The sequence below is a fragment of the Methylobacterium sp. Leaf113 genome (assembly GCF_001423325.1).
Classification (GTDB): domain Bacteria; phylum Pseudomonadota; class Alphaproteobacteria; order Rhizobiales; family Beijerinckiaceae; genus Methylobacterium.
Window position 1 is genome coordinate 290,941 of record NZ_LMNJ01000023.1, and the last position, 11,415, is coordinate 302,355.

The window sequence follows — 11,415 nt, forward strand, 5'->3', positions numbered from 1 at the left end:
AGGCCTACAAGCTGAACGCTCGCTCCGAAAAACGTTATGGCAGGCGATCATGAAGCACACTTGATATATGTTACAGATATCGAAGCATCGATTTGAAAGCCTTAGCTCCAGACGGAACGGTTTCGACGGATTGATTCACTTTCGAACAACTACGAACGACGAATGTTTTGCCATCCGCCAAATTGCAACGATCTCGGAACCGTGACCGTTTAGGCTCTCGATGAAGGATTTGCATCAGGGGTTGGAGAGCGGCGCCGGGTTATGAGCGATCTGAGCAAGAGGCGCGGTTGGTTGTTCGTCCTGCCGTTGACGGGCTGTCTTGGATGCCTCCAAGCCGATGCCGAGACGTCGAACATCGCCGGCATCGTCATCCAGAAAGCGCGACGGTTCGGCTTTCAGGCCGTCAGCTTACAGGCCGGGGGATCCATCGTTCTGTCGAACGAGGAAGCGACCGCCGTCCACCACGCCTATATCGAGGCCGATGGCGTTCGGCGCGACTTCGGCGACCAGGCGCCCGGCAGCCGCACCACGATGATGTTTCCGCAGCGGGGCGACTTCATCGTCCTGTGTGGCGTGCACCCCAAGATGAAACTCGCGGTCCATGTGGAGTGATCCGGCATCCGCCTGATCGGTGCCTATTCCGGATCGGCGGACCTGCGCGGCACGGGGGCGAGGCCGAACCATGCTGTCCCGACGGAATCGACCGGCGCTCGTCCGAGCGGCGGCCGCCTCGGACGTCGTATTTCCGATGGACCCGCCGGGACGATGGCCGCCGGGAATAGGGGAATCAGCCGCCGCCGATGCGGCGCCATGACGACGCGATGACGGCGCTCCTGCGATCCGCAATTGAGGTGTGGCGCAAGCGCACAGAGCCGTCAGGAGGGTAGAACTCGCCTAAAGCATTAGTTTCGCGTTCGTATTTGGCCGCTAACATCGCTGCAATACTAACATGAGTTAGGCAATGGCGACCCTTAAATCCGAAGACGAACGGCTTCATGCTCTTAAGCAACTGAGGCTCCTCGATACGCCTCCTGCCGAAAGCTTCGATCGCATCACCCGAATGGCGAGCCAGCTGTTCGATCTCCCGATCGCCGCCATTTCACTGACGGACAGCGATCGGCAATGGTTCAAATCCCGGGTCGGCGTCGATCACTGGACGATTCCCCGGGATCGCGCGCCCTGCGCTGAGGTGGCGGACACGTCCGGTTCCCTGGTGATTCCCGACCTGATGGAGCATCCCAGTTATCGAGGCAGCCTCCTGGCGCGATCCGGGATTCGATTCTACGCAGGTGCTCCGCTGACCACACGCGAAGGGTTCTGCCTCGGGGCCATGTGTGTTCTCGGTCCGGAGCCGCGCCAGGTTTCCCAGCAGGAACAGGCGGTGCTCATCGATCTGGCCGCCATGGTCATGGCGCAGGTCGAACTTCAGCACGCGTTCGGCCGTGTCGATGCGATCACGGGGCTGCCGAACCGGCATCAACTGCTCGAGGACCTTCACGATCAGGCGGCCACGGGAAACGGAGGGCTGCGTCACCTCGCGCTGGTTGAGGTCATGGACGCCCTCAAGATGTCGGATGCGTTACGGGTCCTGGGTGTCGGGGTCATCGAAGACCTCATGCGAGAGGCAACCCGGGTGATTTCCAGCAATCTTGGGCTGAGCACACAGGTCTATCATGTCGGGGCAGCCCAATTCGCATGGATTGTCCCGTCATTTCACGGCGAGGCCATGTTCGAGGATCGTCTCGGGAACTTGGCTGGCACGCTGCACAACCACCTAAGTTCGGCCCCGGTGCGGATTGCGCTGAACCCGGTCATCGGGGTCGCGCCGCTGGCGGTCGGCCAACATCTTGCCGAAGATGCGATCCGAATGGCTCACAACGCAGCCCAGGAGGCGCGTCTCACGGGCCATTCCGTCAGCACCTATTCGATGGTCGCCGACGATCACCATCGGCGGCGCTTCCGGCTGCTGAGCGACATGCGTACGGCGCTCGTTTCCGGCCAGGAACTGTCGCTCGTCTATCAGCCGCGCATCGCTCTGAGCACCGGAGACTGCATCGGCGCCGAGGCACTGCTTCGCTGGCAGCACCCGGAACTCGGCGCCGTCTCACCGGGCGAATTCATTCCGCTCGTCGAACAGACCGATCTGGCCGGTCCGCTCACGGCCTGGGTGATGGCCGAAGCCATTCGGCAGATCGTCGCCTGGCGAAACATGGCCATCGACTTGGCCATCTCGGTCAATGTCTCGGTGGCGAATTTGGACCAATCCGAGTTCGCGACCGACCTCATCGGGCAATTGCGAAAGGCCGGCATTCGTCCCTCAGCCTTCGAGATTGAAGTGACCGAGAGCGCACTGATCAAGAACCGGATGCATGTCGAGGAGCAGCTTCGGGCCATCCGAAGCGCGGGCATCCGTGTGGCCATCGACGATTTCGGAACCGGCTACAGCAGTCTTTCCTACTTACGGCACCTGCCCGCGGACCTGGTGAAGATCGACCAGTCGTTCGTGCGCGATCTTGCCGACGACCCCAAGGGGCAAACGCTTGTGCGGCATCTCATCGAGATGTCCCGTGGGCTCGGCTTCCGCGTCGTCGCCGAAGGTGTCGAGGACGGGCAGGCCTACGAGATCCTGCGGGCCTGGCAGTGTGAGGAAGCACAGGGCTATTGGATGTCGCCGCCGCTGGCCCCCGCCGATCTCCAGCATTGGCTCACCACGCGGGTGTCTTCCCGGAACGAGGCCGCGTAGATCACAACTATGCCTCAGCGTTTCGGGAAGCAGACGGCATTCGCGGGCGCTATCGGCGCGCCCACGCGCACTTGGGCAAGGTCGAATTCCAGCCTTCCGAAGAGTCCGAATGGCGGTAAGGACCGGAACTGCCGGGACGCCGGATACGCGAGGAAGCACGCTTCCCTTCCGCGCGGCCGCACGACATGGTCCGTCCGCACCGGCCGACCCGATGCGACGCCAGCCACGAAGAGCCCTGCCCCATGTCGGAGTCCCTGTCGAACCGCGACGCCCGCAATGGCGATGCCCCCAATCGCGACGACCCCAATCGCGACGACCTGGCCCCGTTCGAAGCCGTGCTCGGGGTCGGCGGAGTCCTCAGCGATCCGGGAATGACCGCCCGGTACACGCGCGACCACCGCGACCTGATGCAGGGCGAGACCCCGGCCGTCTTGCGCCCGCGCAGCGTCGCGGAGGTCCAGGCCCTCGTCGGGCTCGCCCGCGCAGGCGGGTTCGGCCTGGTGCCCCAGGGCGGCAACACGGGCTATGTCGGTGGAGCGACGCCGGAACCCGGCCGGCGCCAGCTGGTGGTCAGCCTGGAGCGGATGACCCGCATCCGTGCCGTCGATCCGTTGAACTTCACCCTAGCTTGCGATGCCGGAACGATCCTGGCGGACGCCCAGAAGGCGGCCGAGGCGGATGGGCTGTTCCTGCCGCTCAGCCTTGGCTCCGAAGGAAGCTGTCGCCTCGGCGGCAATCTCGGCACCAATGCGGGCGGGCTCCAGGTCCTGCGCTACGGCATGGCCCGCGACCTCGTCCTCGGCCTCGAAGTTGTGCTGCCGGACGGAACGTTGTTCTCCGACATGCGGACCCTGCGCAAGAACAACATCGGCTACGACCTGAAGCAACTCTTCATCGGCGCCGAGGGAACCCTGGGCATCATCACCGGCGTGGTGCTCAAGCTCTGGCCGGCGCAAACGCAGCGCGCCACCGCCTGGCTCGAACTCGCCGCCGGCGCGCCGATCCCGGACATGGCCGCGACCGTGCGCCGGGAGACCTCGGACCTCGCCTCGACCTTCGAACTGATCTCGGCTTCCTCCCTCGGCCTCGTCGCCGATCTGCGCGGCGGCGAGATCGGGTTGAGGGCGGGGCCCGGCGGGGCCGTGCTCCTGGAACTCACCGCCTCCTCCAACCGCATCCCCCTCGACGACGTGCTGATGGGCTGCCTCGAAACCCTGATGGAGCGCGGCTGGGTCACCGACGCGGTCCTTGCCCAATCGGAGGCGCAGCGCCGCGCCTTTTGGGCGGTGCGCGAATCGATCCCCGAGGGGGAGAAGCATGCCGGCGGCTCGGTCAAGCACGATATCGCCCTGCCGATCTCGCGGCTGACCGACTTCCTCGCCAGCGCCGCCGTTCTGCTAGCCGAGCGCCTGCCCGAGGTGCGCCTCTCCGTCTACGGCCATGTCGGCGACGGCAATCTGCATTACAATCTCGTCGTGCCGCCGGGTCAGGATCGGCTCGCGTTCACGCGCATGATCGAGGCCGGTTTTGCCCGTGACCTCTACGCGATCGCGCTGGAATACGGCGGCAGCTACAGCGCCGAATACGGGATCGGTCGCTTCAAGCGCGACCTGCTGGAGCGCTATTCCGATCCGGCCCGGCTTCGTCTGATCGGGGCCCTGAAGCACGCTCTGGACCCGGACGGGATCATGAACGCTGGCGCCTTGGTCTGAACCGGCTCACCCTTGGAACGACAGCGTCGCCCGGGTTCCCGCGCCTCCGGTGCCATAGACCAGGGCCGATCGCAGGTTCGCCGCCATCGCCTTGACGATGCGGGAGCCGAGGCCGGTCCCCCTCGGCTGTCCCTCGCCGGTCCAGCCGATGCCGTCATCCTCCACCGTCAGGGTCAGGCCGGCAGGACCCTGGCGGGCGATCGAGACCCGGATTTCTCCAGGTATTTCAGGTGGATAGGCGTACTTGTAGGCGTTGGTCACGAGTTCCGTGACGACGACTCCCACCGACACCGCCTTGTCCGTCGCGAGCCGGATCGGCGCCGCGTCGAGGCGGATGGCATGGTCGCGCCCGGCCGCCTTCATCGCCGCTTGAAGCTCCTCGACCAGGCTCGCCAGGTAGGCGTCGAGATCGACGGCCTCGACGTCATCGGAGGTGTAAAGCCGCCGGTGGATACCGGCGATCGCCGAAATCCGCGCCTGCATCTCCCGCAGCGCCGCCTTGGCCGCCGGATCGGTGACCGCGTTGGTCTGCATGTGGGTCAGGGCCGCCACCAGCGCCAGCGAGTTCGCCACCCGGTGATTCACCTCCCGCAACATGATTTCGGCCCGGTCCCGTGCTTCCCGGACTTCGCGTTCCGCACGCTCCTTGTCGCGCCGCAATGCCTCCTGACGTAGGGCCGTATCCACCGCTTCGCCCAGGAGTTCGCGGAACTGGCCCTGCAGGTCCTTCCAGACGTAATCGACGGCACCCGCCTTCAGGGCTGCCACCGCGACCCGACTGTCCTCCGATCCCGTCACGTAGACCACCGGCGGCGCCTCCGGCAGGGCACGGATGCAGGGGAGGATGTCGAGGCCGGTCTGCCCGGGCATATGATGATCGAGGGCCACCACGTCGATATCGCCCTGAGCCAGGCGCCGGAGGCCGCTATCGCCATCGAGTGCGAGGTCTACAGCGTAGCCCCGCGCCTGCAATGCGCGTTGCACGAGCCGCCCCAGACCAGGGTCGTCGTCGATGTAGAGGACGCGACCGCGGCCTGGGGGCGTCGGTGCGGTCATGGAAGCGAAGGCTTCATGGATTTTCTGGGACCTGCATGACCGAGAAGAACAGCCCGAGCTGCCGAATAGCGTTGGCGAAGCCCTCGTAGTTCACCGGCTTGGTGATGTAGACGTTGGCTCCGAGATCGTAGCAGCGCTGGATCTCGCGCTGGTCATCCGTGGTAGTCAGGACCACGACTGGCGAGCGTTTGGTATGCGGGTTCGCCTTTACCTTCTCGAGGATGTCGATACCTGTCATGTCGGGCAAGTTCAGATCGAGCAGGATGAGCAGGTGCCGCTTGGCGCTGACCTCGCCGGATCCGTCCGCACCCAACAGGTAGTGCAGTGCCGAGGTGCCGTCCTGGAACGGCAGGATCGTATTGTTCACGCCGGCGCGACGGATGTTGCGCTCGATCAGGCGCGCATGGCCCTCATCGTCCTCGATCATGACGATTTCGACGGCGTTCACGCTTCGCTCCACCCCTATTCGGCAGCGAGCCGCATCGGCGACCCGTTCTGTCCCTGACCTGTAGCGGTCTCGCGGGGCAGCGTCACGCTGAAGGTTGTGCTGATTCCCAGTTCCGACGCGACCTCGATACGGCCGCCGAGAGAGCGAACCAGCGCCTTCACATGAGCGAGGCCGATCCCTTCCCCGGGCCGATCTTGAGCGCCGGACCGCCGGAACAACTCGAACACCCGGGCGTGATCCCGTTCGGCGATGCCCCGGCCGTTATCCGCGATGCGGTAGCGGATCCGGCCGCCGCCGAGGGCCTCAGCCGTAATCTCGATGCGTCCCGGCCGAGCCGGGTCGAGATATTTCACAGCATTATCAATCAGGTTGCCGAAAATCTGCTCGATGGCGAGCCGGTCGGCGACGAGGTGAGGCAGGTTCGGGGCGACGATCACCCGCGCGCCCGCTTGCTCGATCTGATGCTGCTGTGCGGCGGCGAGGCGCTGGAGGAGGCTCGTCATGTCGAGGCGTTCGGGCTTAAAACTGCGCCGCCCCTCGCGGGACAACTTCAGGATTGCCGCGATGAGCCGCTCCATTCGTGTCACGGCCGCCTGGATGAAGCCGAGCGCTTCGCCAAAATCAGCATCGATCCGGGCCGATTGTGGATGCCCCTGGAGGGCGGCGCCGACGTCTGCCCGCGTCGCCTCCAACTCGCTGGTGAAGCCCATCACGTTCACCAGGGGCGCCCGGAGGTCATGGCTGACGATGTAGGCGTAACGCTGGATCTCCTCGTTCGATTCGCGCAGTTCCGCCTCGGCTTGGCGCTGCTCGGTGATGTCGGTATGGACGCCGACCCATTCCCGTATCGAACCATCGCCGTTCGTCACTGGCACCGCGCGAATGGCATAATGGCGGTAACTGCCATCGGCGATGCGCACCCGGTGTTCGTGGACGAAGGTCCTGCGTGCCCTCACCGTTTCGTTCCAAGCTTCGATACTGGCTTGGGAATCGTCGGGATGTACGGCATTCGCCCAGCCGTAACCCGCGTACTCGGTTGGGCTCTGCCCCGTAATGGCGCTCCAGCCCGGCTGTTCGCCGATCATCCTGCCCTCGGCATCATTGGTCCAAAGAACTCCGCGCACGGCCTGGATGGCCGCACGAAAGCGGGCCTCGCTGCCGCGGAGTTCCTCTTGCACCCGTTGCTGGTCGAACGACGAAGCCAGCATCGCCAGGAACAGGATCAGGAAGGTCGCGCCCGCCACCGCAAGGGCGAGGTTCTGTTGGCCTTGACCCAGGTCTGTAATGTGCGCCGCCTGGGCGCCGGCGGCCTCGGCGGTGAACGTGGCCGCCGCCATCCCGGTGTAGTGCATGCCGGCGACTGCGATGCCCATGACACTGGCCGCGATGAGCGTCTGCCACACACTGTTCTGGCGCAAAGTCAGCCACAGCGCTGCCGTCGCCGCCGTGATCGCGATGGCGACCGATATCCCGACGAGGCGCCAATCATAGGCAAGATTTCCGGGGACGTGCATCGCGGCCATACCCGTGTAGTGCATCGCCGCGACCCCAAGTCCCATCACGGGGCCAGCGATGAGCAGGTCTTGTCTTGTTGCCCCTCGCCGGCTGATCCAGGCGAAACCGGCGCCGGTGCAGGCAACGGCAAGAGCCAGCGACAGGAGGGTCGTTCCAAGATCGTATGCAGCCGGCATTCCCATCTCGAACGCCAGCATTCCGACGAAATGCATCGACCAGATTCCTCCGCCCATCGCGGCTGCAGCGGCAGCGATCCAGACGTGGCGTCTTCGGCTTGCCGCACCCCGCGCGCGGCTCACGAGATCGAGTGCCGTGTAGGATGCGAAGATCGCGATGGTGACGGACAGCGCGACGAGCGCCGGGTTATAGCCGGTGTGAACCATCGTTGGGGCGGACAACCATTCTGCGGAAGGATGTGTCAGCCTATCCCGTTCGGACGCCAGGAACCATCAGGGTTTCAGATGTCCGGAGTTCCGGCGCGGTGCCGCCTTGCACTACCGTTTGCGGGCAGCATGCCGTAAGGCCGCTGCATCCGCCAAAACTTCCGTGACCCCATGATCCGCCTCGAAAAAATCGGTAAGCAGAACGGCCGCCAGATCGTCTTCATCGAGGCGTCGGCCGCCCTACAGAAAGGCGAGAAGGTCGGCCTTGTCGGCCCAAACGGCGCCGGCAAGACGACCCTGTTCCGGATGATCACCGGCGAGGAGCAGCCTGACGAGGGCCAAGTCGCTTCCGACCGCGGCATCTCCATCGGGTATTTCAGTCAGGATGTGGGGGAGATGTCCGGCCGTACCGTCGTCTCCGAGGTGATGAACGGCGCCGGTCCCGTCAGCGAGATCGGAGCCGAGTTGAAGGAGGTCGAGCAGGCGCTCGCAGATCCGGACCGAGCCGATGAGATGGAAGCGCTGATCGAGCGCTACGGCGAAGTGCAGGCGCGCTTCGAAGAACTCGACGGCTATGCCCTGGAGGGCCGCGCCTACGAAGTTCTGGCGGGCCTCAGCTTCTCCCAGGAGATGATGGACGGCGATGTCGGCAAGCTCTCCGGTGGCTGGAAGATGCGCGTGGCGCTCGCTCGTATCCTCCTGATGAACCCCGACGTCATGCTCCTCGACGAGCCAAGCAATCACCTGGATTTGGAAAGCCTGATCTGGCTCGAAGCCTTTCTCAAGGGCTATGAGGGCGCCTTGCTGATGACCTCGCACGACCGCGAGTTCATGAACCGCATCGTTACGAAGATCGTCGAGATCGATGGCGGGCAGCTCACCACCTATTCGGGTGACTACATCTTCTACGAGCAGCAGCGGGCGTTGAACGAGACGCAGCAACAGGCCCAGTTCGAGCGCCAGCAGGCGATGCTGGCGAAAGAGATCAAATTCATCGAACGCTTCAAGGCCCGGGCTTCCCACGCCGCCCAGGTACAGAGCCGGGTGAAGAAGCTCGACAAGATCGAGCGGGTCGAGCCGCCGAAGCGCCGCCAGAGCGTTGCCTTCGAGTTCCTACCCGCCCCGCGGTCCGGCGACGACGTCGTCATGCTCAAGAACGTACACAAGCGGTACGGCAGCCGAACCATTTACGACGGCCTGGATTTCTCGATCCGCCGGCGTGAGCGCTGGTGCGTGATGGGTATCAACGGCGCCGGCAAGTCGACGCTCTTGAAGCTCGTCACCGGAACCGCCACGCCCGATGACGGCAGCGTCGCGGTCGGCGGCAGCGTGAAGCTTGGCTACTTTGCCCAGCATGCCATGGATGTCCTCGACGGGGACCGGACGGTCTTCGGCTTCTTGGAAGATGCCTTTCCGCAGGCGGGTCAGGGCTCCCTGCGGGCGCTTGCTGGGTGTTTCGGTTTCTCAGGCGACGATGTCGAGAAGCGCTGTCGGGTGCTCTCGGGTGGAGAAAAGGCCCGCCTCGTCATGGCCCGGATGCTCTACGATCCGCCGAACTTTCTCGTCCTCGACGAGCCCACGAACCACCTCGATATGGGCACCAAGGAGATGCTCATCGCGGCACTCGCGAACTATGAGGGTACGATGCTGTTCGTGAGCCACGACAGGCACTTCCTTGCAGCCCTATCGAACCGGGTCCTGGAACTGACGCCGGACGGCATCCATCAGTACGGCGGCGGTTACACCGAGTACGTCGCACGGACGGGCCAGGAGGCACCGGGGCTGCGCAGCTAAGTCCACGCACCGAACCATGTCATTACACGGATTCTGACGTTCGGCTCAGAACGATACTCGTCGGGGAAATTTGGTACGCGGAAGCCTGCTTGCGGGTCATGCATGCGAAAGAATGGGGAGGTGGAGCAGCGTGTTCCGACCCTGAACTTGAAATGAACAAAAGGTCATATTAACTGAACATGAACGATCAGCCTTCCACACTGGGCTGCCACTCACCAACCAGGAGTACGGATATGTCCAGCGGACTGTTCCAGAACCTGCCGGGCGCTCATGAAATGGGAGGGCTTCAGGCTCTTCCGAGTGAGCCGTGGCTTCTCCCGATCTCCGACCGGATCGCCTCCGCGTCGATGGATGCCGATCGACTGGAGGCGTCCGTTCGTTTATCCGCCCGTCCGTTCCAGCGGGCCGCGCAGGCGCTGGTCGTGGCGCTGTTGTTTATGCTGACGATCCAGATCAGTGTAGACTTGATGACCGCCCAGCCCCCCCACCGGACTACCGGCCAGATCGCGGATGCCACACCGCCCGAGTTGCCGGTGTCGAAGGCTGCGCTGACCAGCAATAACTGATTGGTCGGCGCTGCTCATCGACCGGCCCGCTGGTTGCGGGCCGTACTGCTTTGCCAGCACAACTGTCGCGACAGCGGCAACGTGTCTGCTCGGGCGAGACCCGACCCACGACTTGACCGGAATGCATCTGCTTGAGAAGGCTTCTCGATTGCTGTCGGCTCAATCCACCTAAATCGCATGGAGATTTTGTGGGACTGGGTTCGCGTAGCGAGGCAACCAGCTCGTAGAAATGCAGCACCCATCGATTAGGGTGTGAACCGAACCAAGACGTTGCGAGAATTCTGGTTTTGTGATTCAGAGCCGCCGTTTGCAGCACGGAGGCGGCGATGGCGGACCTGTTCTGGCATTCTGGTTTTGTGATTCAGAGCCGCCGTTTGCAGCACGGAGGCGGCGATGGCGGACCTGTTCTGGCTCTCGGATGAGCAGTGGGCGGTGATGGAACCGTTTATGCCCAAGAACCAGCCCGGGCCGGAACGGAACGACGATCGGCAGGTCATTTCCGGCATCCTGCACGTGCTGACCTCGGGCTGCCGCTGGCGCGACTGCCCGGCCGCGTATGGTCCGCGCACGACCGTCTACAACCGCTTCAATCGCTGGTCCCGCCGCGGCTTTTGGCGGGCGATGNGGCTGCCGCTGGCGCGACTGCCCGGCCGCGTATGGTCCGCGCACGACCGTCTACAACCGCTTCAATCGCTGGTCCCGCCGCGGCTTTTGGCGGGCGATGTTGAGGGCGCTGGCCAAGAGCGGATGGGCGGGCGAGGCGGCCGCTATCGACAGCACCTACGTCAAGGCGCACCGCTCGGCGCATGGCGGTAAAGGGGGGCTCGTACGCAAGGCATCGGCCCGTCGCGTGGCGGCCAGACGACCAAGATCCACGCCCTCNACCTACGTCAAGGCGCACCGCTCGGCGCATGGCGGTAAAGGGGGGCTCGTACGCAAGGCATCGGCCCGTCGCGTGGCGGCCAGACGACCAAGATCCACGCCCTCACCGATGTCCTCGGCCGCCCMGGCGTCCTTCTGCTGACGCCTGGCAACGCCAGCGACGTCGCCACCGCCCCAGCCGTACTCGCCGAGGCTCCCGGTCGGGTCCGTCGCTTGGCCGCCGACAAGGGCTACGACGCCGACTGGCTCCGGGCCGACCTGCGGGAAAAAGGCATCACGCCGATCATCCCCGGCAAGCGCGGCCGCAAGCGGAAGA

8 protein-coding genes and 3 pseudogenes are annotated in these 11,415 nt (G+C 64.5%); 8 read left to right on the forward strand and 3 right to left on the reverse strand.

What is annotated here, in order from left to right; genetic code table 11:
* The first annotated feature begins 261 nt into the window (after positions 1-261).
* The 3 genes from ASF60_RS15365 (at position 262) to ASF60_RS15375 (ending at position 4,455) form a co-directional block, all read left to right on the forward strand.
* A complete protein-coding gene (locus tag ASF60_RS15365) occupies positions 262-612 on the forward strand; it encodes a hypothetical protein (protein ID WP_056186550.1) in 351 nt (116 codons plus the stop codon).
* A gap of 349 nt (positions 613-961) precedes the next feature.
* Positions 962-2,743, forward strand: coding sequence for a putative bifunctional diguanylate cyclase/phosphodiesterase (locus ASF60_RS15370; RefSeq protein ID WP_056186553.1), 1,782 nt, complete (start codon positions 962-964; stop codon positions 2,741-2,743).
* Between the two features lie 242 nt (positions 2,744-2,985).
* On the forward strand, positions 2,986-4,455 hold the full coding sequence (locus ASF60_RS15375; RefSeq protein ID WP_056186557.1) for an FAD-binding oxidoreductase: 1,470 nt from the start codon (positions 2,986-2,988) through the stop codon (positions 4,453-4,455).
* A 6-nt stretch (positions 4,456-4,461) separates the two neighbouring features.
* Here the strand turns inward: ASF60_RS15375 and ASF60_RS15380 are convergent, their stop codons facing one another.
* Genes ASF60_RS15380 through ASF60_RS15390 form a run of 3 tightly spaced genes read right to left on the reverse strand, consistent with a single transcriptional unit; the run spans position 4,462 to position 7,857 of the window.
* The gene (locus tag ASF60_RS15380; protein ID WP_056186560.1) at positions 4,462-5,511 is read right to left on the reverse strand and encodes a sensor histidine kinase; all 1,050 of its coding nucleotides are present in this window, start codon (positions 5,509-5,511) and stop codon (positions 4,462-4,464) included.
* Positions 5,512-5,524: 13 nt separating this feature from the next.
* Positions 5,525-5,938, reverse strand: a complete 414-nt coding sequence (locus ASF60_RS15385) for a response regulator (protein ID WP_056186660.1) — start codon at positions 5,936-5,938, stop codon at positions 5,525-5,527.
* A gap of 35 nt (positions 5,939-5,973) precedes the next feature.
* Positions 5,974-7,857, reverse strand: a complete 1,884-nt coding sequence (locus ASF60_RS15390) for an MHYT domain-containing protein (protein ID WP_056186562.1) — start codon at positions 7,855-7,857, stop codon at positions 5,974-5,976.
* Positions 7,858-8,028: 171 nt separating this feature from the next.
* Between ASF60_RS15390 and ASF60_RS15395 the strand changes: the two genes are divergently transcribed.
* The 5 genes and pseudogenes from ASF60_RS15395 to ASF60_RS15410 all read left to right on the forward strand — a co-directional run.
* The gene (locus ASF60_RS15395; protein WP_056186567.1) at positions 8,029-9,651 is read left to right on the forward strand and encodes an ABC-F family ATP-binding cassette domain-containing protein; all 1,623 of its coding nucleotides are present in this window, start codon (positions 8,029-8,031) and stop codon (positions 9,649-9,651) included.
* A 233-nt stretch (positions 9,652-9,884) separates the two neighbouring features.
* Entirely contained in the window at positions 9,885-10,217 is a 333-nt protein-coding gene (locus ASF60_RS15400; RefSeq protein WP_056186571.1) for a hypothetical protein, read from the forward strand.
* Positions 10,218-10,610: 393 nt separating this feature from the next.
* A pseudogene (locus ASF60_RS26230) lies at positions 10,611-10,758 on the forward strand (transposase); the annotation flags it as partial.
* An 84-nt stretch (positions 10,759-10,842) separates the two neighbouring features.
* A pseudogene (locus ASF60_RS25735) lies at positions 10,843-11,099 on the forward strand (transposase); the annotation flags it as partial.
* A gap of 1 nt (position 11,100) precedes the next feature.
* Positions 11,101-11,415 (forward strand): annotated as a pseudogene (locus tag ASF60_RS15410) (transposase); the annotation flags it as partial.

Coding starts and splice junctions, on each gene's coding strand:
- ASF60_RS15395 (WP_056186567.1), top strand. CDS start 8,029: ATGATCCGCCTCGAAAAAATCGGTAAGCAGAACGGCCGCCAGATCGTC.
- ASF60_RS15400 (WP_056186571.1), top strand. CDS start 9,885: ATGTCCAGCGGACTGTTCCAGAACCTGCCGGGCGCTCATGAAATGGGA.
- ASF60_RS15385 (WP_056186660.1), bottom strand. CDS start 5,938: ATGATCGAGGACGATGAGGGCCATGCGCGCCTGATCGAGCGCAACATC.
- ASF60_RS15370 (WP_056186553.1), top strand. CDS start 962: ATGGCGACCCTTAAATCCGAAGACGAACGGCTTCATGCTCTTAAGCAA.
- ASF60_RS15365 (WP_056186550.1), top strand. CDS start 262: ATGAGCGATCTGAGCAAGAGGCGCGGTTGGTTGTTCGTCCTGCCGTTG.
- ASF60_RS15390 (WP_056186562.1), bottom strand. CDS start 7,857: ATGGTTCACACCGGCTATAACCCGGCGCTCGTCGCGCTGTCCGTCACC.
- ASF60_RS15375 (WP_056186557.1), top strand. CDS start 2,986: ATGTCGGAGTCCCTGTCGAACCGCGACGCCCGCAATGGCGATGCCCCC.
- ASF60_RS15380 (WP_056186560.1), bottom strand. CDS start 5,511: ATGACCGCACCGACGCCCCCAGGCCGCGGTCGCGTCCTCTACATCGAC.